Origin of the sequence: Thermaerobacillus caldiproteolyticus (assembly GCF_013761245.1) — a bacterium.
GTDB lineage: Bacteria > Bacillota > Bacilli > Bacillales > Anoxybacillaceae > Thermaerobacillus > Thermaerobacillus caldiproteolyticus.
This window is the reverse complement of sequence record NZ_JACDUT010000002.1, coordinates 246,792-270,839: the sequence shown is the minus strand read 5'-3', so window position 1 is coordinate 270,839 and position 24,048 is coordinate 246,792. Positions and strand designations below refer to the sequence as shown.

Below are 24,048 nucleotides of genomic sequence, written 5' to 3'. Positions count from 1 at the left end.
TTCCAGCCAGTTTACTTGCTTGGATAAACCTCCATGTAAAACTTGCGTAAAGTATGACGTGATAACGTGATGTGTTAAGCAGATCGGGGGCAAAATAACCATCACATCAAAGACAGGCGCTTCTGGCAGACAAAGAACATTTGCTCATCGTGGGAGCGGGAAATGGCAATACCCCAGAACATGGGACGTTCTTAGATGGGAATGGGGAGATTGCGCTTTTCTTATGTTAAAAATGAAACCTTTTGCGCACGCTAAACGTAATCATTAACGATGCAAAGAAGAAAAAAGGAGAGTGAGCAATGTTAATTTTACAGCTAGCAGCGATTTTATTTGCGTCAAAACTTGCGGGGGATATTAGTGTTCGTCTCGGACAGCCGTCTGTACTCGGAAAATTGCTGATCGGAATCGTTCTTGGTCCTACCGTATTAGGAGTGGTCGATAACACAGAGATTCTGAAGGAAATTAGCCAAATTGGCGTGATTTTATTAATGTTTATCGCTGGCTTGGAAACGGATATGGATCAGTTTAAAAAAACAGGAAAAGCCTCCACATTTGTTGGGGTGTTAGGTATTGTCGTTCCTTTATCACTAGGATATATAGCGGGACTTGTTATAGGATTATCGACGGCACAAGCGGTGTTTCTCGGGCTTTTACTGTCGGCCACAAGCGTCAGCATTTCTGTACAAGCGCTAAAAGAAATGGGGCAGCTGAAATCGAAAGAAGGTTCTGCGATTTTAGGAGCGGCTGTGATTGATGATATTCTTGTCATTATTGCCTTGGCGTTTTTAATGAGTATGACGGGAGGGGATGTTAACCTTGGTGCCGTTATTATCAAGAAAGTTATCTTCTTTGTAATTGCGATTTTATTAGCATGGAAAGCGATTCCGATCGTCTTGCGTCTGTTTGCCCCGTTACGGGTGACGGAGACGGTCATTTCGGCAGCGCTCATTATTTGCTTTGCGTTTGCGTATTTTGCGGAAGCAACAGGGGTGGCTGCGATTATTGGAGCCTACATCGCTGGATTGGGAATCAGTTTTACTAGTTTCAAGCATGAAGTTTTTGAAAAAGTGGAAACAATTGGTTACTCTATTTTTGTTCCAGTCTTTTTTACGTCCATCGGGGTAGCGGTTGAGTTTTCTGGAGTGGGTCAGCATCTTTGGCTCATGATTAGCTTAAGCATCCTTGCCATTTTAACGAAATTAATCGGTGCCGCGTTGGGGGCGAAACTGGCTGGGTTTGCATGGAGAAGTTCACTGGCTGTCGGTGCAGGGATGGTTTCCCGCGGAGAGGTCGCCTTAATTATTGCGGGGATTGGCTTAGAGACTAAGTTATTAACGGCAGATTTATTTGCGATTCTTGTTGTCGTTGTACTTGTCACGACGATTGTCACTCCTCCGCTAATGAAAGCGATTTTTAAGGAAAATGCGACGGCCCAGCAAGCGGCTTGACCAATGACACGAGGCCGGCCGATAACGCCGGCCTCGCTTTTATATTATTATGAACGGTTTGTCTTCGCTTGTTTTGCTGTGTCAACGCTATCTTTTGCCATTTCTGCTTCCGTTTTTGAAACGGCTGGATTAGCTGTTTTTGACTGACTTTATGTTGGCGTCCTTTCTTTGCCACTCTTTTTCCCTCCTTATTATGGATAATGGTGGCTATGTTAAACAGTATGTCTTTATAATCGCATTTAATTCGCAAAAGTGTTTCGTTGGAATTTGATGTCGTGCTTTTTCAATATAGACAACTTTGGCGTGAGGAGCATAGGTCGTAAATAACGCTTCGTAAGGGTGCATATAGTAATCACAGGCGCCGTATATAAGAAGAAGCGGCATTGTTAATTGCGATAAACGGTTTGTACAGCAATATGTGAGCCCCTCTTTATACATAGCGAGCAGATCATTTTTGTTCGCTAACTTGACATATTGTGCAATCGCTTTTTTCTCGGCAGTGTTTTTTCCGTGCGACTGCCCTAATACTTTCGCAAGGAAAGAGACGGCACGGCCTTTTACAATGTAAATGCCTAATAAAAATTCTGCATGTAACCATATTGTCGATACTTCGGAAAATCCACCGATTAAGATAAGCTGTTCGACATGATGAGGGTAGCGCAAGGCAAATTCTAAGGCGGTGGAGCCTCCGTTTGAATAACTGCAAACAACTGCTCGTTCAAGTTCAAGTGTATCAAACAATCGCTTTATATCTTCCGCAAGCAAAGGAATAGAAATAGGGCAGTTGGAGGGACTGCTTTTTCCATTTCCGCGCATATCATACGTAATCACACGAAAATCGCTTGATAACGCTCGTTGATTGGCAAAAACCATGCTTCCCATTCCCGGAGGATGAATGAATAGAAGTGGTTTACCGTTCCCTTCTTCTTCATAATAAAGCTGAATGACGTCATCTATAGTGATGTATGGCATTTTTCTTGTCCTCCATTCTGGATAGTCCTTTGATTAGTATGGATTGACAGAACGGAAAATATCATTACTTTGTGATAGGAACGGGTTTTCACGTTAGTGTAACAGGCAGCTGGGAGAGAGAAGGATAGGGAGGATGTCTCATTTGTACATATATGGAGAACCGTAATATTCGGTTGTGTTCAAGTCAGGATATTCGGATGTAAAATGAACAAGAATCGGGCTAAAGTCTAAGGAAGGATATGCTTGAAACAAAGGATGGTCGCCATAGCGAATGGCCTCAAGTGCAAGCGGTAATTCTTTATCAAAAATACTTTTTCGCCATTGGTTTATGTCTTTTCCCATACTTTGATTTCCAATGTACACATAGACGAACAAAATAAGCGTCTGTTTTACCTGCTTCCATTCAGCTAGTACTTCATCACGTGCCGGTCCGATATGTTGAACGAAAAACGTTCGCCCGATATGTAAATATAGATTTCCTGTCATATCGGAATGAGTAAGCGTATATTTTCTACCCGTTGTAGGAGTGATAGCATCGGTTTGTTCCATTCGCTGCACATGTAATTTTTGCGGTTGTAACTTTTTCATGATCATATCCCCTCCTTTTTCAACAATGTATGCATAGAGATGAAAAAAGACTCCTTTTTCGTTTGGAGTCTTATTTTTGCGTGAGGTTTGGCTGATTGATTTCGGTAAGAATGATTTGTACTGCTTCACTCACAGAGTCAACAATATATCGCGCCTCTTTTTTTACGTCCGGATGAGCGTGAGACATCACAAAGCTGTAAGGGGTAAGGCGGAACATCGGTATATCGTTAAACGCATCGCCAAAGCAAGCCGTTTCTTCAGGCTGAACATCTAAGTGATTCATTAGCGAACGAAGCGCGTTTCCTTTGCTGATGTTTTTCGGCATGATATCAAGACAGCGCGGTTCTGAAATAAACGTATCGACTACATCGCCAAATCGTTCCATTATTTGTTGCTGAAACGATGTAATGACTTCATTTTCTGCTAAGACGGTAATTTTGGAAGGAAGGATGTCAGCACCGATGGTCCCACTCATATTTGGAACTTCACATAGTCCGTAAAATAACCGCTTTTGCAATTCACTCACATGTTCATTCATTTCTTCAATAAAATTTGTATTTTCGTTACAAACGAGGACAATGGCTTCTAATTGTTTTGCTTCTTTATAAATTTGGCGCGCAATGTCCGGTTCGAATGCTGCGGAATGGAGAGAAACGTCTGTTTTCGTATAAATATAAGCACCGTTTTGACTGACGCGATGTGCTTTTTGTTCGATTTCTTTTAACACTTCTAAAATTTCAATATCCATCCGTCCGGATGCAACGGCGAAATCGATTCCATTCTCAATGGCTAATTGAATGGCGCGCTTATCTTCTTCCTTAATTTTTTTATCAAATCCGAGCAATGTCCCATCTAAGTCGCTAACAATTAACTTAATCAATGGTACTCCCGCCTTTCAATTGGTTTCGTCGCGCCTGTGACGTGTTCTATATTATAGCGGACGATAGAAGTGAAAACAATTTTTTCGCTCTTTGTCACTTAAATGACATCTTTTCATAAAACGTCAATTTTTTGACGTTGACGATTTCTGTTTCGTTGCGTAAGATGATAGTATTGTAAACGTTTAATTTAAAGGAGATGGGCTTTGTGGGGAAGTCCTTTCGGGTGGAAAAAGTGTTAAATAATAACGTTCTTATCGCTTCGCATCCGGAATATGATGAAGTGGTGCTGCTTGGAAAAGGGATTGGATTCGGAAAGAAAAAAGGAGACTATATTGAGCAAAGCGCGGTCGAAAAATGGTTTATTTTAAAAAATGAGCGGGAGCAAGAGCAATATAAAAAATTGCTTCCGGAGCTCGATGAGGAATTTATCGGGGTCATGAATGAAGTAATGCAACATATTAAAGGCCGCGTCCATGTACCATTGAATGAGCATATCCACGTCGCTCTTACGGATCATATTTCGTTTACGCTGAAGCGGATTGAACAAGGGCTCGATTTAAAAAATCCGTTTTTAGTGGAAACGAAAAGCCTCTACCCTCTTGAATATGAGATTGCACAAGAAGTAGTCGACATGATTAATCGAAAGCTAGGGGTAAAGTTGCCGGAAGGGGAGGCAGGATTTATCGCGTTGCACATTCATAGCGGCATTTCAAAACAAAGCCTTTCTGAGGTGAACCAGCATTCTCAATTGATTGCAAAGCTAATCGAGATTGTAGAAGAGCAGCTCGGCATCGTCATTGATCGGGAAAGTATCCATTATTTGCGGTTTATTCGTCATTTGCGTTATGCGATTGAGCGCATTAAAAAAGGGGAAAGAGTCGAAGAACCAAAAAAATTGTCGAAAATCTTGAAAGAAGCATATCCACTATGCTATAATCTTGCATGGAAGTTGATTAAAGTGATGCAACAAACGTTACAGTTGCCGGTGGACGATGCAGAAGCCGTCTATTTGACAATGCATTTGCAAAGGCTTGCAGAAAAGGAAAAAAACGAATAATGTTGTCTATCTTTACGTGTTACTGATTCGATCAGGCATGAGTAAAGGAGACAAGATGGGACAAGCAAGGGGAAAGGTTAGTTTCTTTTCCGTTGTAAGCGTTCTATTTTGTTCTTCTTTGCTTATGCCTTTTGTTTTTCCTTATTTCTGGTTGCGTAATTGTTGCTTCATTTGTTTTTTTGCAAATGTTTACATTTGTCGGACGTCTGACCGATCAAGAAATTATTTGTCCACCGTACATGAACAAGACGTTTGTGGCAAAACTTATACAGAGAAGGAGGTTAGTTATGATGAAAAAGATGTTTGGTACATTGCAAAAGGTCGGTAAAGCGCTTATGTTGCCTGTTGCGATTTTACCGGCAGCGGGAATTTTGCTCGCGTTTGGTAACGCTTTACAGAACCCGGCGTTAACCGACAAAATTCCTGCGTTAAAAGCAGACTGGATTGTTCTCGTTGCAAAAGTAATGGAGCAGTCTGGAAGTGTAGTATTCTCTAATCTTTCTTTACTTTTTGCCGTCGGGGTAGCGATTGGTTTAGCAGGCGGCGACGGTGTTGCTGGTCTTGCCGCAATTATCGGTTATTTAGTCATGAACATTACTATGAGTGTCATTTTAGGTGTCACTCCGGACATGATTGGTAAAGACCCAGCATTTGCTAATGTGTTAGGGATTCCGACATTACAAACTGGGGTATTCGGCGGTATTATCGTTGGTATTTTAGCAGCTTATATGTATAATAAGTATTTCAATATCGAACTTCCGCAATACTTAGGATTCTTTGCTGGGAAACGTTTTGTCCCAATTATCACAGCAGTGTCTGCCCTTGTTCTGGGAATTGTCATGACATGGATATGGCCACCTGTCCAACATGGATTAAATGCATTTTCACATAACATGATTGACGCAAACAAAACATTAGCGGCGTTTATTTTCGGTGTCATTGAACGTGCGTTAATTCCATTTGGTTTGCATCATATTTTCTATGCACCATTCTGGTTCGAATTTGGAGAGTATGTCAACAAAGCTGGTCAAGTTGTTCATGGTGACCAAAAAATCTTTTTCGAGCAATTAAAAGACGGTGTTCCATTGACAGCGGGAACATTTATGACGGGTAAATTCCCATTCATGATGTTCGGTCTTCCAGCAGCGGCGCTTGCGATTTATCACGAAGCGCGTCCGGAAAACAAAAAAGTTGTTGCTGGTATTATGGGTTCAGCAGCATTAACGTCTTTCTTAACAGGGATTACAGAGCCAATTGAGTTCTCATTCTTATTCGTTGCACCAGCGTTATTTGCGATTCATACAATTTTTGCCGGATTATCGTTCATGATTATGCACATTTTAAATGTGAAAATCGGTATGACATTCTCCGGCGGGGTTATTGACTTCTTGTTATTTGGTGTGTTACCAAACCGTACAGCATGGTGGCTTGTCATTCCAGTTGGATTAGTGTTTGCTGTTATTTATTACTTCGGATTCCGCTTTGCGATCCGGAAATGGGATTTAGCAACGCCTGGACGTGAAAAAGCAACAGAGGAAGCACCAACTGTAGCGGCTGATGCAGGCGATCTTCCATATGAAGTATTATCGGCGCTTGGCGGAAAAGAAAATATCGCTCATTTAGATGCGTGCATTACTCGTTTACGTGTTTCCGTCAACGATATTAAACAAGTTGATAAAGACCGCTTAAAAGCGTTGGGAGCTGCCGGCGTTCTTGAAGTTGGAAACAACGTGCAAGCTATTTTTGGTCCGAAGTCAGATATTTTAAAAGGACAAATTAAAGACATCATGGAAGGACGAGCTCCATCACGTGTCACAGAGGAGCCGAAACCATCAACTTCTCAAGCAGCAGCAGGAACGGAAGCGATTGCCGCGCCGTTAACAGGTGAAGTACTTCCGCTTTCTGAAGTGCCAGACCAAGTGTTTTCACAAAAAATGATGGGTGACGGTTTTGCGATTTTACCGACAGAAGGAACAGTCGTTTCTCCTGTTGATGGAAAAATCGTCAACGTGTTCCCAACCAAACATGCGATTGGTATTGAATCCACAAGCGGCCGGGAAATTTTAATTCACTTCGGTATTGACACCGTGAAGTTAAACGGTGAAGGTTTTGAAGCGCTTGTGGCTCAAGGCGATGAAGTGAAAAAAGGACAGCCGATATTAAAAGTCGATTTAGACTATGTGAAAAACAATGCACCTTCTATCATCACTCCAATTATTTTCACGAACTTGTCAGCAGATGAAATCGTGAAGGTTGAAAAACAAGGGAATGTGACAAAAGGTGAAGACAACGTCGTGACGATCGACAAATAATGATTTGCACATAGAGAAACAAAAAAGTTTCTCTATGTGCTTCCTTTGGATTGAATATCAGCCTACTGTTTGTTATGATGACAAGGGAAAAAAATTAATGAAAAGGAGATTGAAGAAAATGGCTGAGAAAGTATTTAAAGTAACTTCAGAATCTGGAATTCATGCTCGTCCTGCGACATTGCTTGTCCAAACAGCAAGCAAATTTAACAGCGACATTAATTTAGAATATAATGGAAAAACAGTGAACTTAAAATCTATTATGGGTGTTATGTCTTTAGGTATTCCGCAAGGTGCTCAAATCAAAATCGTAGCGGAAGGAGCAGATGCAGCAGAGGCAATGGCAGCATTAACGGAAACTTTAGCAAAAGAAGGTCTTGCACAATAATGTCGAAAACAATTCAAGGAATTGCTGCATCAAGCGGTATTGCCATCGCAAAGGCATACCGCTTAGAAACCCCTAATTTAGTCGTCGAGAAAAAAACGGTGGCCGATCCTCAAGCGGAAGTGGCTCGTTTTGAATCGGCGGTTGCAAAGGCAAAAGATGAGCTGGAGCTCATTAAAAATCACGCATTGCAACAATTAGGGGAAGACAAAGCTGCGATTTTTGCTGCGCACCTTCTTGTATTAAGTGATCCAGAGCTGTTAAATCCGGTAAAAGAAAAAATTCAAACTGAGCAAGTGAACGCGGAATATGCACTGAACGAAACGGCGACGATGTTCATCTCGATGTTTGAGGCGATGGACAATGAATATATGAAAGAGCGCGCCGCCGATATTCGCGATGTGACGAAGCGTGTGCTTGCTCATTTACTTGGTGTCACGATTTCCAATCCAAGCTTAATTTCTGAAGAAGTCATCGTTATTGCGGAAGATTTGACTCCTTCTGATACGGCTCAGTTAAATCGTGAATATGTAAAAGGATTTGCAACTGATATCGGCGGACGGACATCTCATTCCGCGATTATGGCGCGTTCGATGGAAATTCCAGCTGTTGTTGGAACAAAGGCGGTCACATCGGAAATTAAAAATGGAGATACGGTCATTATTGACGGATTAGATGGACAAGTTATTATCAATCCATCTGAGGATGTGATGGCACAGTATGAAGAAAAACGCGCTCGTTTCGAAGCGCAAAAAGCAGAATGGGCCAAGCTTGTCAACGAAAAAACAGTGACAAGCGATGGGTATCACGTTGAATTAGCAGCCAATATCGGAACACCAGATGATGTAAAAGGCGTGTTAGAAAACGGAGCAGAAGGTATCGGTTTATATCGAACGGAATTTCTGTATATGGGTCGTTCCGAGTTGCCAACAGAAGAGGAACAATTCGAGGCATATAAAACAGTATTAGAACGAATGGAAGGAAAACCTGTCGTTGTACGCACGCTTGATATTGGCGGGGACAAAGAGCTTCCGTATTTAGATCTTCCAAAAGAGATGAATCCATTTTTAGGATTCCGGGCGATTCGCCTTTGCTTAGAAATGCAAGATATGTTCCGCACGCAACTTCGTGCCTTGTTGCGCGCGAGCGTGTACGGTAACTTAAAGATCATGTTCCCGATGATTGCGACGCTTGATGAATTCCGTCAAGCTAAAGCGATTCTTTTAGAAGAAAAAGAAAAGCTTCAACAAGAAGGCGTACAAGTCGCTGACGACATTGAAGTCGGCATGATGGTTGAAATTCCAGCTGCTGCTGTATTAGCCGACCAATTTGCTAAAGAAGTAGATTTCTTTAGCATTGGTACAAACGACTTAATTCAATATACGATGGCAGCTGACCGAATGAATGAGCGTGTCTCCTACCTTTACCAGCCGTACAACCCAGCAATTTTACGCCTCATTAGCAATGTCATTGATGCGGCTCATAAAGAAGGAAAATGGGCAGGAATGTGCGGAGAAATGGCTGGAGACGCAGTAGCCATTCCGATTTTGCTTGGATTAGGATTGGACGAGTTTAGCATGAGCGCTACATCAATTTTACGTGCTCGTTCACAAATGAAGAAGCTGTCGAAAGAGGAAGCAGCGCGCTTCAAGCAAACACTTCTATCAATGAGCACAGCGGAAGAGGTCGTGGCGTTTGTGAAACAAACATTTCATATTGAATAAAAATGAGCGGTGGAAATGACCACCGCTCATTTTTTTAGACAAAAATTGGCGCATTTATTTCATATCCAAATTGCTGTCTAATAGTCGGGGAATTTTAGTTGCAATCGCCCGCTGAGAGGAAGAGACACAAATATCCAAGACATGCAATGTGTTTCCATCGGGGGGATAATCGCGAATGTATCCTCTATCAGTTATTTCTTCTTATGTATGGGCCGGTAGGAAGGACAAGCAGTCCTGTCATCGAACCTACCATCTCCCTTCCACTTCCACACATGGTGTTCTTTAGGAAACAAACAAATATGGATTTATCGACCGCTCTTCATTCCGCCATAATTCTGTGGAAACGAAGGAGGAAAACTTTCTTGTTGGATGCGAATAAGCTCTGGAGAATCGTCTTTTGTATAATAATGACAAATGACTGCTTTTTGTGGAACATTTCCGTTAAATACCATAAAGTTATTTTCGATACACGGCAGCATCTCATAAAAATGGATATGAATTCTAATCATATAGGTGCGCATTCATGAATGGCAGCAAAAACTCACCCCCATAGTGCTAACAACTTATCTTGTTCTTTCTATATATGCATCAATAAGCGATTCAATTTGATGTTCATCTGGTTTTTTTCCGTTAAAAGAAAAGGAAAGTTCGTCAATCAATGTTCCTTTTTGATATACAAGAATCTCTCCTTTTTGCTGAATCACGCTATACTCAATGTCAAAAATATAACCGTCTCGTTCAACAGCTCCCATTTTCTCACCACCCTTGTCTGAAAAAAATTAATTTGTTCTGTTTCCGCCACTAGATCTTTTATGACAAACCATTTATCGTCGAGACGGAAGGTAATTCAGCGATGGCATGCGGTTTTGAAAGCGAAATCAATGCATGTATGTTAATAGTGTTTCTGGGTTATAGGAATGTCATACAAATTTTTCATTGATAAGAACATAATCCTATGGACGATAGTCCTAGTGAATTTTATAATAATTAATGGTAAGATTCGACAAAAAATGATGAATTGTATAAAAGGGGAGAATGAAAACAGTGTTCAGAACATTGCGAACCAAACTTATTATCTTGATGGCACTACTGATGATTGCTTCCTTAACCATTACACAAATCGTTGGGGTCGTGGAAACGAAACAAATGATTCGAAAAGATGTCGAAGGCCGTGCCCAGTCTATCGTGGAGCAACTAGTTGGGGATATTCAGAATAGTTTTCACAGCGAAGAGAATAGCTTAAAACAATTTAGCCAATCATCTATTATGAGGCAAATGGCGAAAGACCATAAAAATTGGTCGACTGTGGATAGTGAATTTAATACATTTTTAAAAATACATAAAAATACCCAGCTTATTTATATTGGGACAGCAGATAAAAAAATGTATACAACGCCAAACGCAGACTTACCAGCTGATTTCGATCCGACTTCTCGTCCTTGGTATAAAATAGCAGCGGAACATCCGGATGAGGTCGTTTGGACAGATCCATATATCGATAAAGTAACAGGAAAATATGTTGTTACGCTTGCGAAAGCAGTAACAGAAGGCTCTCAAGTCATTGGCGTGCTCGGCATTGATATGTCGTTAGATGCCGTAACTAAGATTGTCAACGATATTGACGTAGGCTATCACGGTTATCCAGTTTTATTCGACCAAAATGGCATTGCCATCGTTCATCCTCAGTACAAAGGGAAAGATATGTCGAATAATGCAGCTCTGAAGTACATGTTTCAAAGAGAAAGCGGCTTATATGAATATACACTCAACAATGAAAAACGAATGATGTATTTTATCACCATTCCAGATCTAGGTTGGAAAGTTGGAGCCGTTTATAAGGAAAAGGATTTGTTTGCTGTCAGCAATTCGATTGCTTCAAAAATGCTCATTATTACGATTATTGCGGTACTCATTGGCATCATCGTGATTTACTTGCTTGCTCGCTCGATTGCCAAACCAATTGTTTATTTACAAGGACAACTTGAAAAAGTAGCGCAAGGTGATTTGACGGTTCAGGTTGAAACAAAATCCAAAGATGAAATCGGTCAGCTCGCGAACCATTTTAATCATATGGTTCATGAAATGCGTACTCTGATTCATCAAGTCAATGAATCAATTGATGAATTAGCGGCATCCGCCGATCATTTAAGCGCTGTTTCCGAAGAAACGATGACGACAAGCGAGCAAGTCGCAGGCGCAATTAATGACATTGCAAAAGGAACAACGGAGCAAGCGAGCGATTTAGATACGATAAATGAACGAACCACGATGTTGTCAACGCAAATCGAAACAGTAGCACAATCCACATCCGATATGCAAACGTTGTCGAATAACACGAAAGACGCAAGTTATAACGGTTTAGAGAAGTTGAACGAATTGCAATTAAAATCCAATGAAGCAAAAGAAGAGTTACAAGCCGTTGAAAAAGTCATGGATGACTTAGTAGAAAAGATGAAGCAAATCGATGAAGTCATTCAAACGATTACTGCCATTTCAGGACAAACCAATTTGCTTGCATTAAACGCAAGCATCGAAGCGGCAAGAGCAGGAGAGCATGGAAAAGGATTTGCGGTTGTGGCGGAAGAAGTGCGTAAGCTTGCCGAACAATCTGCTCACGCAACAGAACTAATCCGGCAAACGATCACTACCATTCAACAACAAGCTGACTTAGCGATGAAAGCGGTCGAACGCTCAAAAGATATGCATGCGGAGCAGCAAAAAGCCGTCCATACAACAGGAGATTCATTTATGACCATTGCGACGATGATGGAGGAATTAACGACGGCGATCGCGAACATTACAGCCGAAGTGAAAAGCATGAATGACAGTAAAGATCATGTAGTCGAAGCAATGCAAAATATTTCAGCGATTGCCCAACAATCCGCGGCGGCGGCTGAGGAAGTGGCAGCTTCTGCTGATGACCAGCTTCGAGCATTGAGCACAGTTACTGAATCAGCTGAAAAACTGAGCGAAATGAGCCGACAACTACAAAAAATAGTAGAAAAATTTAAATTGTAACAAACGTCAGCACCCGAATTCTTCGTAATGGAGAAGAGGGTGCATTTTTTTATCGAATGAAAGAATATAAATGATGCCGGATGTGGATAAAACGATCATGCCTCCTCATTTTGACGGACAGCGTGAAAAAGTCATTAATGGCACGCTTGCAATAGGCAGCGATACAGCTGAAGTGAGAGTCGAACCTATAGAGCGAAAACATTCATTTGAAGCGGAAACAGTGAAAGTGAATCTGCAAATGGAACAGTTTTGCTCAATGAAGGAAGGGACAGAAAGGTGATTCGTCAACACGGATCGCCTTTTCATAATCAAATTCTTATCATTTGAAGAAGGAAAGAGGAGGCGTATGCCGAAATGTTATAATAATAGTAAAAACAACAGGGAGTGTGAAGGCATGGAATTGCAATTAGCAGGAAAAACGGCCCTTGTCGTTGCTTCCAGTCAGGGGCTTGGCAAAGCGATTGCCCGTCAGCTTGTACTAGAAGGTGCCAATGTCATGATTACAAGCCGAGATGAAGAAAGATTAAAAGAGGTAGAAAAAGAATTACGTGCCTTACATAAAGGAAATGTCGCTTACGTTCAAGCTGATGTAACAAACGTGGAAGATATTCAACGCCTTGTGAAAAAGACGGTCGAAACCTATGGAACGATTGAATTGCTAGTGAACAATGCCGGCGGTCCCCCGGCGGGAACGTTTGAAACGATCAGCGATGAAGATTGGTATAAATCATTTGAACTCAATTTATTAAGCTATATTCGCATCATTCGCGAGGCGCTTCCGTATTTAAAGAAACAGGGAGGAAAAATTGTCAATATCGCTTCTTCATCGATTAAAGAGCCGATTCCCGGATTGCTTTTATCCAACACATTCCGCACTGGCATCGTCGGTTTAACGAAAACATTGGCAACCGAGTTTGCTCCATACAACATTTTAATTAATACGGTCGCTCCTGGACGAATTGCCACCGAGCGAGTGGCGTTTTTAGACAAGATAAATGCCGACAAGCTTGGTATCTCGAAGGAAGAAATGGAAACACGCATGAAAAACATGATTCCTCTTGGGCGTTACGGTACACCAGAGGAATTCGCCAATGTCGTGACGTTCCTTCTTTCCGAAGCGAATTCATATATGACAGGTCAGTCTTTCATTGTTGACGGTGGCATGGTGAAATCGATTTAACGCCCCCCTGTCTTTAAGTGACGTCGAGAGAGGCATTCGTGTTGCGGTGCTACTTTCTTACAAAGGTGAATACAAATGAACTATGCACCTTTGTAGAGAAAGGAGTCAGACGTTTTGAAAAACAAAATCGTAGCGGGGCTTTTAGCGATTTTATTAGGCGGGCTTGGCATTCATAAATTTTATTTAGGAAAGCTTGGGCAAGGCATTCTATATCTATTATTTTCGTGGACCGGAATTCCGAGTATTATCGGATTCATTGAAGGAATCCTCTATTTAGTTAAATCTGACGAAAAATTTAATCAGAAATACAACTATCATCTAGAAGATTAGGGCTTTGGGCAACCAAGGCTCTTTCTTGTGTGATACAATAAAAGGAAATACTCAGGTTCATAAGGAGGACAACCATGAAAACAATTGGTTTCATTGGCCTTGGTGTGATGGGGAAAAGCATGGCGCGCAACTTATTAAAAGCGGGTTACCCACTGATTGTGTATACGCGCACGAAAGAAAAGGCCGAAGATTTATTGAGTGAAGGAGCTGGTTGGAGAGATACGGTCGCTGCGCTAGCGAAAGAAGCGGATATTGTCATTACGATGGTCGGCTATCCTCGTGATGTAGAGGAAGTTTATTTTGGTGAGAACGGCTTAATTGCGAATACAAGAGAAGGTACATATCTGATTGATATGACAACTTCTACTCCTTCGCTGGCTGAAAAAATCTATAAAGCAGCGAAAGAACGAAACGTATTTGCGTTAGATGCTCCTGTTTCCGGCGGGGATATTGGAGCGAAAGAAGGGCGCTTGACGATTATGGTCGGCGGCGACGAAGAGGCGTTTCGCGAATGCAAACCGATTTTTGAAGTGCTAGGTACGAACATTGTTCTTCAAGGAAAAGCGGGGGCTGGGCAGCATACGAAAATGTGCAACCAAATTGCGATTGCGACGAATATGATCGGTGTTTGTGAAGCGCTGGCTTATGCCAAACGATCCGGCCTTGATCCGTGGAAAGTGCTTGAAAGTATTTCTCAAGGAGCAGCCGGAAGCTGGTCGTTGAGCAACTTAGCGCCACGAATGATCTCCGGAAATTTCGCACCGGGATTTTACGTCAAACATTTTATTAAAGATATGAAAATCGCCTTAGACGAAGCGGAAAAAATGAATTTGCATCTGCCGGGGCTTGCCCTAGCCAAAGCGATGTATGAAGAATTGGCTGCAGAGGGTGAAGAAAATAGCGGCACGCATGCATTATATAAAAAGTATGTCAATAAATAAGTTATGCTGGAAAGACATCTTAACGGAGAAGATGTCTTTCTTTTTTAGTTATTTATCAAAAAATATTGAATATTTATATAAATGGGTCTATAGTAAAAGTAACGTTACATACTAACCGGTCAGTATAAGGGGGATATAGATGGACTTTATGTATTCGCAGAAAGTGAAGGAACTGTTAAAAAAATTAAGCGTTTTCATGGAACAGTACATTTATCCAAATGAAAAAGTCTATGAGCAGCAATTAAATGCGCTGGAAACACGTTGGTCAGCTGTCCCGCCGATTATTGAAGAATTAAAGGAAAAAGCAAAAAAAGAAGGCTTATGGAATTTGTTTTTACCTGACAGCGAATATGGAGCGGGTTTGACAAATTTTGGATATGCGCCGCTTTGTGAAATGATGGGGCGCTCTCTGATCGCCCCTGAGGTGTTTAACTGCAGCGCTCCCGATACGGGAAATATGGAAGTGCTTGTTCGTTACGGCACGGAGGAGCAAAAACAAAGGTGGTTGTTGCCGTTATTAAACGGCGAAATCCGTTCATGTTTCTCAATGACGGAGCCTGATGTGGCGTCAAGTGATGCGACAAACATTCAAGCGAGCATCATCCGTGATGGTAATGAATATGTCATTACCGGACGGAAATGGTGGTCATCCGGTGCAGGTGATCCGCGCTGCAAAATCGCCATCGTGATGGGAAAAACGAATCCAAACGCGCCAAAACATGAACAACAATCAATGATTCTTGTGCCGCTTGATACGCCGGGCGTGAAAATAGAACGAATGCTTTCGGTGTTCGGCTATGATCACGCGCCACACGGTCATGCAGAAATTACGTACGATCATGTGCGCGTCCCGAAAGAAAATATCATTTGGGAGGAAGGAAAAGGGTTCGCGATTGCGCAAGGGCGTCTAGGACCTGGGAGAATCCACCACTGCATGCGTTTGATTGGTGCGGCAGAACGGGCGCTTGAGCTCATGTGCGAGCGCGTGCAAAAACGCGTCGCTTTCGGAAAAGCTCTTGCCGAACAAGGGGTCATTCAAGATTGGATTGCCGAATCGCGCATCGAAATTGAGCAAGCGCGCTTACTGACATTAAAAGCAGCTTATATGATGGATACTGTTGGAAATAAGGCGGCGAGAACGGAAATTGCAATGATTAAAGTCGTCGCTCCGAATGTGGCACTAAAAGTTATCGACAGGGCAATTCAAGCGTTTGGCGCTGCCGGGGTGAGCGAGGATTTCCCGCTTGCGTCACATTGGGCAAACGCGAGAACGCTGCGGCTGGCTGACGGACCTGATGAAGTGCACAAAGCACAAATTGCAAAACTAGAACTGCGAAAATATCAATGAAGGGAGAGGATCGTTGATGCATGTTCTTGAATTGTTTAAATTAACTGGAAAAACAGCGATCGTCACAGGCGGCGGGCGCGGTCTTGGCGAACAAATTGCAATTGGACTAGCGGAGGCAGGAGCGAATGTCGTTGTTTGTTCACGAAAGGTTGAAGCGTGTGAAGAAGTAAAAGAAAAACTAGAACAATTAGGAGTTCGCTCTCTTGCTTTAAAATGCGATGTCACGAATCCGGATGATGTCGAAGCGGTCGTTCAAACAACAGTGCGTGAATTTGGACAAATCGATATTTTAGTGAATAACAGCGGAGCGACGTGGGGAGCAACAGTGGAGGAGATGCCGCTTGAGGCATGGAAAAAAGTCATTAATGTGAATGTAACTGGAACATTTTTGATGAGCCAGGCTGTTGGGAAAGTAATGATGAAACAGCGCTGCGGAAAAATCATTAACATTGCTTCCGTGGCCGGTCTTGGCGGAACGAATCCAGCCGTTATGAATACGATTGCCTATAACACAAGCAAAGGTGCAGTCATTACGTTTACAAAAGATTTAGCGGTCAAATGGGGGGAATACGGTATTTACGTCAATGCGATTGCTCCTGGATTTTTCCCGACGAAGATGTCAAAGGTAGTGATTGAACGCGGGAGCGAGCAAATTTTAGCAAATACGCCGCTGAAACGATTTGGAAGCGAAAATGATTTGAAGGGAGCGGTGTTGTTTTTGGCGTCAAGCGCTTCCGATTTTGTGACGGGGTCTTTACTTGTTGTTGACGGCGGCACACACGCCTACTGTTAAAGGAGTAAGAAAAAAGCTTCAATTCAAGATATTGTCGATGTTTTGGAGATTATAAAAGGGACGCTTTACTACTATATTTAAGAGTAAAGAAGAATTGGTGACAGACATTCATCTTCGCTATATTGAAGGATTGCTAGAGAAACCAAAACAAATTATCCAAGACCAAACGAAAACAGCGGAAGAAAAATTGTTCGAAATCGTGTATATGCTCATTCATAGCATCAAGAAACAGGAAAGACAAGCGTGTATTTTCTTTCGCGATAAGCAAGAGGTTTTTACAGGATATTGTGAAAAACGCGACCAATTTCGCTACGAACTGCAAGCGTTCATTGAACAAAGAATACAAATGGGAGAGTTTCGCAGCGATTTACGTGCTGCCGATTTTAGGAGCAGTAAATTGGAGATAGAGATATCAATGCTTTCATCCCAACGGCGAACTGAGTGACAAAGAAGTTGCGAAACAATCTTTAGAAGGAATGAAAAACAGTGAACAAAGCAGCTACTTGGTAAGAAGCGGTACCAAGTAGCTTGTTTTCAACATGCTAACTATCCAGGAAAAAGAAGGAGGATTTTATATGACGATTCAAACGATTGCTGTCATCGGAGCTGGTTCGATGGGGCATCAAATCGCAATGTTATGTGCGTTAGGCGGTTATGCGACGAAGCTACAAGATATTCATGAGCATGCGTTAACGAAGGCGAAAGCGACGCTTGAAGACATTATGAACAAATGGGTGAATAAAGGCAAAATCACTGAAGAGAAAAAGGAGGCGGCTTTCTCGCGATTATCATTCACAACCAGTTTAGAAGAGGCAGTAAAAGAGGCCGATTTTGTCATTGAAGCGGTCGTTGAAAAATTAGATGTCAAACGAGAAGTATTTGCGCAATTGGATCGGTTCGCCCCCGCCCATGCCATTTTAGCGACAAACAGTTCAACCATTGTCAATTCGCTCATTGCCGATGTGACGAATCGAACTGATAAAGTGATTAACATGCATTTCTTTTTTCCGCCGCTTGTGATGGATTGCATTGAAGTAGTGATGAGTGAGCAAACGTCAGATGAAACAGCGCACATTACAATGGACGTATGCAAACAAATCAACCGCACAGGCGTATTGTTGCGCAGAGAAATTTCCGGTTTTGTTGCCAATCGCATTTTAGGAGCGCTTCAGCGAGAAGCGGTTGCACTGTATGAGAAGGGTATTGCTGATTTTAAAGATATTGATTTGATTTGCAAAAAAGCATTGAACCATCCGATCGGACCATTTGAATTAATGGATTTATCAGGAATTGATGTCGTGTATTATGTCATGCAGCAGCGGTATGCAGAAACGGGAGATCCGGAAGATAGACCGTTTGCTTGTATTGAAGAAAAAGTAAAACAAGGGCATCTTGGTCGGAAAACAGGAAGAGGATGGTATGTATATGAAAAACAGCCGCTCAACCGTTCGTAATGGAAGGAGAGAAAATCATATGGCGTCTATTATCCCAGTTCGTAAAGGGGAAGAGTTGAACGTAGAGAAGTTGATGCGCTTTTTACAAATGGCGCTTCCTGATTTTCCGGACGGAACGCTTCGTATTCAACAATTTTCAGCTGGACATTCGAATTTAACGTATTTGCTGTCAAATGGTGAATGGGAAGCCGTGTTGCGGCGGCCGCCGCTCGGCCCGGTGGCTCCGAAAGCACACGATATGAAACGGGAGTTTGAATGGTTAAAAGAGATTCATCCGCTTTTTCCGCTTGCGCCGAAACCGCTTTTGTTTTGTGGTGATGAGTCCGTTATTGGAAGTCCGTTTTTTCTCATGGAGCGGCGAAAAGGTATTGTCTTAGATACGGAGTTTCCGTCCCATATCAATCCGACACAAGAAATATGTCGGAATATTTCAGAAACAATGATTGATACGCTTGTTGAACTGCATCGGTTAGATTATAAAAAGACCCGTTTAGCAGAGATGGTGAAACCGGCTGGATTTATGGAGCGGCAAGTACACGGCTGGATTCAGCGGTATGAACGGGCGAAAACGGACGAGTTGAAGGAAGTGGATGCATTAATGAAATGGCTCATTCAACATATTCCGGCAACGAGCGAAGCAACCGTGATCCACTATGACTATAAATTAAATAACGCCTTATTTGCAGAAGATGATGTGACAAACATTGTCGGATTGTTCGATTGGGAGATGACGACGGTGGGCGACCCGCTTGCAGATGTAGCGGTAGCGATGAGCTACTGGATTCAAGATGACGATCCACCGTTTTTAAAAAATGGATTAGGAAAACCGCCTGTTACTGTTTTTCGGGGATTTTATACACGCGATGAGTTTATTCAAACATACGCTGAAAAAAGTGGACGCGATGTGTCGCATATTCATTTTTATTTAACGTTTGCTTATTTTAAACTAGCGGTCATTTGTCAGCAAATTTATTACCGATTCCGACGTGGACAAACAAACGATGAACGCTTCCGCCACTTCGGCCAATTTGTGCAATCGCTCATCCAATACGCTTGGCAGCTTTCGCTTCGTTGAGGTGAATGTATGGCAAAAGTTCATCTCTTATTCCGAAAAGAAGATATTGACGAAACGGCATTAGCGAATCATAAAATCGCCGTCGTGTTTGATATTTTACTAGCGACATCGACGATTACGGCGGCTCTTTCGTTTGGGGCAAAAACAGTCATTCCTGCTGTGAGCGGCTTGGAAGCAAAAGAGCATGCGCGCTTGCTTCCAAACGATAGCTACGAACTTGTCGGAGAGTATGAAGGAAGGACGATTGGTGGTTTTCATTCCCCGGCTCCGCTCTCCTTAAAAGACATTAGTGAAGGAAAGACGATTGTGTTATCAACAACCAATGGAACGGTCGCCATTCGTAAAGCGATGGCAGCGTCTCACCTTTACGTTGGAAGTCTATTAAACGGCCAAGCGCTTGCCCGACATATTTGTCGCCATCACGAAACAGAAACGATTGTTGCAATATGTGCCGGTTCTTCAGGCAGATTTTGCTTAGAAGATTTTTACGGAGCAGGATATTTCATTGCTTGTTTGCTGATGAACGGCATTTCTCTCAATGATTTATCTGACTCGGCAGCGGCGGCATTTCTTTTTTATCAGCAATACAGAACAGTAAGCAGCGGAAGAACGATTTTAAAATCAGCGGGTGTCGGACGATGGCTAATGGCGCATGGACTTGAGTCGGACATCGATTATATTAGCGAACAAGGAACGACGTCCGTCATTCCGCTTTTTCAAAAAACGAAATGGGGAGGAGAGATTACCGATGTGACGAGGCGGTCATTTTCTTTATGAAGGCAACGGCGCAAACGATATTTTTACGCCGGAAAAATTGATATAAGAACATCGCATGACATCGGAAACAGCAATACAGTTTGTGACAAAAGGGGTAGAACTGTATTTATTCGATATCGAACAATGCAACGTATTGAACCTCGGCTTTGTGGAAGTATGTGCTTGAATTGGAGCTTCGTTATACGAATGAACGGAGGCAATTCGTGCTGCCCATCGCAGAATCTACGATGACGAAAAAGTGTCGGACATGGCCGAGCGCATTTTTTCTGCGGAATCGCTGTAATGTCGAAACAATTGTTGGAAGATAAATACGCAAGCGAATGCGTGATTTGTATTCGGCTCCGAAACGTTGGATGCGGTTGTCGACGAGGAACTGCAATTACGTTGTGACGCTGGGATTTATTCAAGAATAGCGCATTGAACGGATGTACCAAGATTTGCGTATTCATCATTAACCGTCTACGGATTCCTATATTTTCTTTTGAAAGATCACGAAAGGAGAAATTGTGATCGAGCCAATGATTTATCGAGCTGTTTAACAGTTACAGATGCCGTTACTTATGTGGTAAGAACCGTTAGTACGTGAGCGGAGAGCGGTGCGTACGATGCAGAATGTGCTGCTTGCCTGTTTTGCATCGCTTATGAAGCATACGAAAAATGATATATTGGGACAGCAAGAAGTGATCATGAAATTAGCTGACATCGTCACTTATTTACATGCCGCTGAATAGGCGTGAAATAGAGAAAACGAAAGAAGGAATGGCTAGCCGCCGCATATATTTATATTGACCGAGGTATTAGCTAGTGTAGAAAAACATAGCAAATGGCCCATCGTCAACATGACAAAGGAGCCGAAGTCACGGTTATCATTTTATCCGAATGGCTTAATGAGCTGGGCGGCAGACAAGCGATTGAGCGAAATCGCTGTATTTCTGATCATCTCTCAATGTGGCCAGTCTTTTTTCGTTCATAATGATACTGGAAGGAGAGTTACAATGAAAGCGATCCAATTTATGCAATACGGCGGACCGGAAGTATTGCAAGTCGTGGAGATAGAAACTCCAAAACCATCGGGGCGAAATGTATTAATTGAAGTGAAAGCGATCGGCGTCAATTATGCGGATACGGCGCGACGCGAGGGAAAATATGTCATCCCGACGCCTCTCCCGTTTGTTCCTGGCGCTGAAGTCGCTGGGATTGTACGTGAAGTCGGAGAGGACGTCACATCCGTTCAAGTCGGACAGCGTGTTGTCACATTGCTCGGTTCCGATGATGCAACAGGATATGCTGAGTATACGCTTGCAGATGAACGAGGAGTAATTCCGATTCCGGAGGGGATGGATTTTCATACCGCTGTTGCTCTTCCGCTTCAAGGATTGAGCGCTTACCATATTTTAAAGACGATGGGACGCTTGGAAGCAGGGGAGACGGTGTTGATTCATGCCGCTGCGGGAGGAGTCGGAACGATCGCTGTCCAGCTTGCGAAATTGTTCGGTGCCGAGAAAGTCGTCGCTACTGCAAGCACAGAGGAAAAACTGGAAATCGCGAAACGTCTCGGCGCTGATGTTCTTATTAACTATACGAAAGAAGGATGGAGCGAAGGTGTTCTTGCCCATACAAATGGACAAGGAGTCGACGTTGCTCTTGAGATGGCAGGGGGCGACATTTTCCATCAAACATTAGCTTGTTTAGCGCCGTTTGGTCGTCTTGTCGTTTACGGAGTCGCAAGCGGACAGTTTACGAAGATGACTCCTTCTGTTTTGATGGGAAAAAATTTATCAGTCATTGGTTTCTTTTTACCGCAAATCATGAGAAAATCCAAATTATATCAACAAAGTTTACAGGAATTATTGACATATGTACAAACAGGGGCATTGCAGTTGACGATTGGCGGCGTGTATCCGCTTGACCAAGCAGCCGATGTACACCGTTTATTACAATCGCGACAAACATACGGAAAACTCATTCTCGTTCCATAATGAAGAAAGCGCAAGCGCTGCGGATAGCTCTCGAAGCCCAAATGTTCTTTGTCTGTAAAAGCGCTTGCCATTTCAAAGACGAAGGTTATTTCACGCATGAGAGTTAGACTGTTCTCTTTTAATATTTTTATATTTTCTTATTATCCGAACAAAGGTGAGAAGCCAGCATATAGCTAGTTCTCACCTCTTTTGTTGATTGCGACTAAGCTTGCTTTTGCTTTTCGTATATGTACCGCTCAAGTCGATCTAATCCTTCTTTTAACGTTTCGAACGAATAGGCGTATGAAAGGCGGACGTACCCTTCTCCATATTGGGAAAAAGCACTGCCGGGAACGACGGCGACACCTGCTTGGTTGACTAAATCAAGAGCGAAATCAAATGACGGTTGACCAAATGAAGCTATCGATGGAAATAAATAAAATGCCCCGGTCGGTTTTTCAACATGAAGCCCCATATTGACAAGCCGATCATAGGTGTATTCCATTCGTTCTTTATATTGCTTCCGCATTTCTTCTGCATCGTCTTTTCCAGCCGTTAAGGCGGTGAATGCAGCTTTCTGTGAGATCGAAGACGTACACGACACGCTATATTGATGCACTTTCAACATGTGTTTCATTAAAAACGAAGGAGCAAACACAAACCCGATACGCCATCCTGTCATCGAATGCGATTTGCTCAGTCCGTTAATGACAATCGTCTGATTGCGAAGCCATTTAGCGATGGAATAATGACGTCCCGAGTAAACGAGCTCGCTATAGATTTCGTCTGATAAAATCCAAATTGGTCGATCTTTCAGTAAGTGAGCGAATTCAAGAAGTTCCTGTTCCGATAGTGTTGCTCCCGTTGGATTTGATGGATATGGTAGCACGATGCAGCGAGTTCGCTCATTGATATAAGGAGCAACGAGGTCCGCAGAGAGACGAAATCCATTGCCGCGCGTGTCAACATACACCGGTTTTGCACCGCACATGCGAATAAGCGGCTCATATCCTGGATACACCGGCCCCGGTAAAATTACTTCTACTCCTTCTTCTAAAATCGTGCGAAACGCGATATCGAGCGCTTGGCTTGCTCCTACAGTGACAATGACTTCCTCTTCACTATAGTCCAAGCTATATTTCTCGCGGACAAAATCGCAAGCCGCTTGGCGCAGCTCGAGAAATCCAGCGTTATGGGTATATGTCGTGAAATTGTTGGAAATCGCTTCTATCCCTGCTTCTTTCACATGTTCCGGGGTAGGGAAATCTGGTTGGCCAATCGTTAAAGAAATAAGATTAGGGTGGTGAGACACCATATTAAAAAATTTGCGTATTCCAGATATTTCAATGTCTTTGACACGTGAGTGAATGAGATGTTCCACGAATTATTCATCCTTCCATGATGGTATCTTTACAATATTTTATCACGGTTCGCCCAATTGTCACGAAAATATAAAAGGTGAGCCTACTTCTTCTTTTGTATGAAGAAAGTGGCTCACCTAATCTGTTGTCCATTGGCTATATTGCTCCGAGGCTTCGCATTCTATCATTCGTCGTTAACTCCTCATTTATGCTCCGTATTTTTTTAACAATTCATTATATTGTGCTGACAGTTCTAAAAAGAGCTGCTTATTTCGTGTGACGAGCGCTTCATCGATTTTTTCCATTAGTTTGCATTTTTGATAATGGAAAATCGCTTGTTCGAGAATCTTCTCCGCAAGCGAACCATAATGATTTTTTTCATCCGTTTTCCCAAAAATCATAATGCCTTCGTGAGGATATTGTTTTTCGTACATGTGTGATTCCCCCTT

The 24,048-nt window shown here is 42.5% G+C and carries 25 protein-coding genes and 1 pseudogene; 18 read left to right on the top strand and 8 right to left on the bottom strand.

Going from position 1 to position 24,048, the window contains the following annotated elements:
- Positions 1–299 precede the first annotated feature (299 nt).
- Entirely contained in the window at positions 300–1,448 is a 1,149-nt protein-coding gene (locus HNR31_RS04860; protein WP_181555136.1) for a cation:proton antiporter, read from the top strand.
- Here HNR31_RS04860 and HNR31_RS04855 read toward each other — a convergent pair.
- From HNR31_RS04855 to HNR31_RS04840, 4 genes are all read right to left on the bottom strand, one after another.
- Positions 1,414–1,623 carry a hypothetical protein gene (locus HNR31_RS04855; protein WP_181555251.1) on the bottom strand — a complete coding sequence of 70 codons (210 nt, stop codon included), beginning with the start codon at positions 1,621–1,623 and terminating at the stop codon, positions 1,414–1,416. The two genes, HNR31_RS04860 and HNR31_RS04855, sit on opposite strands and share 35 nt — an antisense overlap.
- A 32-nt stretch (positions 1,624–1,655) precedes the next feature.
- The gene (locus HNR31_RS04850) at positions 1,656–2,420 is read right to left on the bottom strand and encodes an alpha/beta fold hydrolase (RefSeq protein WP_181555135.1); all 765 of its coding nucleotides are present in this window, start codon (positions 2,418–2,420) and stop codon (positions 1,656–1,658) included.
- A gap of 138 nt (positions 2,421–2,558) precedes the next feature.
- Complete coding sequence (locus HNR31_RS04845; protein ID WP_181555134.1) at positions 2,559–3,008, bottom strand: staygreen family protein; 450 nt, start codon at positions 3,006–3,008, stop codon at positions 2,559–2,561.
- Between the two features lie 70 nt (positions 3,009–3,078).
- On the bottom strand, positions 3,079–3,888 hold the full coding sequence (locus HNR31_RS04840) for an HAD family hydrolase (RefSeq protein ID WP_181555133.1): 810 nt from the start codon (positions 3,886–3,888) through the stop codon (positions 3,079–3,081).
- Positions 3,889–4,094: 206 nt separating this feature from the next.
- On the opposite strand from HNR31_RS04840, the gene glcT reads away from it, so the two are divergent.
- The 4 genes from glcT to ptsP all read left to right on the top strand — a co-directional run bounded on the left by glcT (position 4,095) and on the right by ptsP (position 9,364).
- On the top strand, positions 4,095–4,946 hold the full coding sequence (gene glcT, locus HNR31_RS04835) for a glucose PTS transporter transcription antiterminator GlcT (protein WP_181555132.1): 852 nt from the start codon (positions 4,095–4,097) through the stop codon (positions 4,944–4,946).
- A 290-nt stretch (positions 4,947–5,236) separates the two neighbouring features.
- On the top strand, positions 5,237–7,258 hold the full coding sequence (gene ptsG / locus HNR31_RS04830) for a glucose-specific PTS transporter subunit IIBC (RefSeq protein WP_309505611.1): 2,022 nt from the start codon (positions 5,237–5,239) through the stop codon (positions 7,256–7,258).
- A gap of 118 nt (positions 7,259–7,376) precedes the next feature.
- Entirely contained in the window at positions 7,377–7,643 is a 267-nt protein-coding gene (locus HNR31_RS04825) for a phosphocarrier protein HPr (protein WP_181555130.1), read from the top strand.
- Positions 7,643–9,364 carry a phosphoenolpyruvate--protein phosphotransferase gene (ptsP, locus tag HNR31_RS04820; RefSeq protein ID WP_181555129.1) on the top strand — a complete coding sequence of 574 codons (1,722 nt, stop codon included), beginning with the start codon at positions 7,643–7,645 and terminating at the stop codon, positions 9,362–9,364. The genes HNR31_RS04825 and ptsP overlap by 1 nt, the downstream gene beginning before the upstream one ends.
- A 305-nt stretch (positions 9,365–9,669) precedes the next feature.
- On the opposite strand, the gene HNR31_RS04815 is transcribed toward ptsP, so the two are convergent.
- Both HNR31_RS04815 and HNR31_RS04810 read right to left on the bottom strand, forming a co-directional pair.
- Positions 9,670–9,873: a hypothetical protein gene (locus tag HNR31_RS04815; protein WP_181555128.1), complete on the bottom strand. Its 204-nt coding sequence runs from the start codon at positions 9,871–9,873 to the stop codon at positions 9,670–9,672.
- A gap of 54 nt (positions 9,874–9,927) precedes the next feature.
- A complete protein-coding gene (locus tag HNR31_RS04810) occupies positions 9,928–10,116 on the bottom strand; it encodes a DUF5370 family protein (protein WP_181555127.1) in 189 nt (62 codons plus the stop codon).
- 292 nt (positions 10,117–10,408) lie between these two features.
- Here HNR31_RS04810 and HNR31_RS04805 point away from each other — a divergent pair, with 292 nt between their 5' ends.
- The 13 genes and pseudogenes from HNR31_RS04805 (at position 10,409) to HNR31_RS04745 (ending at position 22,259) form a co-directional block, all read left to right on the top strand.
- Positions 10,409–12,382: a methyl-accepting chemotaxis protein gene (locus HNR31_RS04805; protein ID WP_181555126.1), complete on the top strand. Its 1,974-nt coding sequence runs from the start codon at positions 10,409–10,411 to the stop codon at positions 12,380–12,382.
- 82 nt (positions 12,383–12,464) lie between these two features.
- Positions 12,465–12,662 (top strand): hypothetical protein, encoded by a 198-nt coding sequence (locus HNR31_RS04800; RefSeq protein ID WP_220129402.1) that lies wholly within the window; start codon positions 12,465–12,467, stop codon positions 12,660–12,662.
- Positions 12,663–12,776: 114 nt separating this feature from the next.
- Positions 12,777–13,562 carry an SDR family oxidoreductase gene (locus tag HNR31_RS04795; RefSeq protein WP_181555124.1) on the top strand — a complete coding sequence of 262 codons (786 nt, stop codon included), beginning with the start codon at positions 12,777–12,779 and terminating at the stop codon, positions 13,560–13,562.
- 114 nt (positions 13,563–13,676) lie between these two features.
- Complete coding sequence (locus tag HNR31_RS04790; RefSeq protein WP_181555123.1) at positions 13,677–13,892, top strand: TM2 domain-containing protein; 216 nt, start codon at positions 13,677–13,679, stop codon at positions 13,890–13,892.
- A gap of 74 nt (positions 13,893–13,966) precedes the next feature.
- Entirely contained in the window at positions 13,967–14,833 is an 867-nt protein-coding gene (locus HNR31_RS04785; protein WP_181555122.1) for an NAD(P)-dependent oxidoreductase, read from the top strand.
- Positions 14,834–14,972: 139 nt separating this feature from the next.
- The gene (locus HNR31_RS04780; RefSeq protein ID WP_181555121.1) at positions 14,973–16,181 is read left to right on the top strand and encodes an acyl-CoA dehydrogenase; all 1,209 of its coding nucleotides are present in this window, start codon (positions 14,973–14,975) and stop codon (positions 16,179–16,181) included.
- Positions 16,182–16,197: 16 nt separating this feature from the next.
- Entirely contained in the window at positions 16,198–16,974 is a 777-nt protein-coding gene (locus HNR31_RS04775) for an SDR family oxidoreductase (protein ID WP_181555120.1), read from the top strand.
- A 21-nt stretch (positions 16,975–16,995) separates the two neighbouring features.
- Positions 16,996–17,501, top strand: a pseudogene (locus HNR31_RS04770) (TetR/AcrR family transcriptional regulator).
- A gap of 48 nt (positions 17,502–17,549) precedes the next feature.
- Positions 17,550–18,428 (top strand): 3-hydroxyacyl-CoA dehydrogenase family protein, encoded by an 879-nt coding sequence (locus HNR31_RS04765; protein WP_181555119.1) that lies wholly within the window; start codon positions 17,550–17,552, stop codon positions 18,426–18,428.
- Positions 18,429–18,447: 19 nt separating this feature from the next.
- The gene (locus HNR31_RS04760; protein WP_181555118.1) at positions 18,448–19,503 is read left to right on the top strand and encodes a phosphotransferase family protein; all 1,056 of its coding nucleotides are present in this window, start codon (positions 18,448–18,450) and stop codon (positions 19,501–19,503) included.
- 9 nt (positions 19,504–19,512) lie between these two features.
- The gene (locus HNR31_RS04755) at positions 19,513–20,280 is read left to right on the top strand and encodes a 2-phosphosulfolactate phosphatase (protein ID WP_181555117.1); all 768 of its coding nucleotides are present in this window, start codon (positions 19,513–19,515) and stop codon (positions 20,278–20,280) included.
- 596 nt (positions 20,281–20,876) lie between these two features.
- Positions 20,877–21,011 carry a hypothetical protein gene (locus tag HNR31_RS18560; RefSeq protein WP_258561011.1) on the top strand — a complete coding sequence of 45 codons (135 nt, stop codon included), beginning with the start codon at positions 20,877–20,879 and terminating at the stop codon, positions 21,009–21,011.
- Between the two features lie 264 nt (positions 21,012–21,275).
- Positions 21,276–22,259, top strand: a complete 984-nt coding sequence (locus HNR31_RS04745; protein WP_181555115.1) for a quinone oxidoreductase family protein — start codon at positions 21,276–21,278, stop codon at positions 22,257–22,259.
- Positions 22,260–22,461: 202 nt separating this feature from the next.
- On the opposite strand, the gene HNR31_RS04740 is transcribed toward HNR31_RS04745, so the two are convergent.
- Positions 22,462–23,619 carry an aminotransferase A gene (locus HNR31_RS04740; protein WP_181555114.1) on the bottom strand — a complete coding sequence of 386 codons (1,158 nt, stop codon included), beginning with the start codon at positions 23,617–23,619 and terminating at the stop codon, positions 22,462–22,464.
- A gap of 186 nt (positions 23,620–23,805) precedes the next feature.
- Positions 23,806–24,033: an IDEAL domain-containing protein gene (locus HNR31_RS04735; protein ID WP_181555113.1), complete on the bottom strand. Its 228-nt coding sequence runs from the start codon at positions 24,031–24,033 to the stop codon at positions 23,806–23,808.
- Between the last annotated feature and the right edge of the window lie 15 nt (positions 24,034–24,048).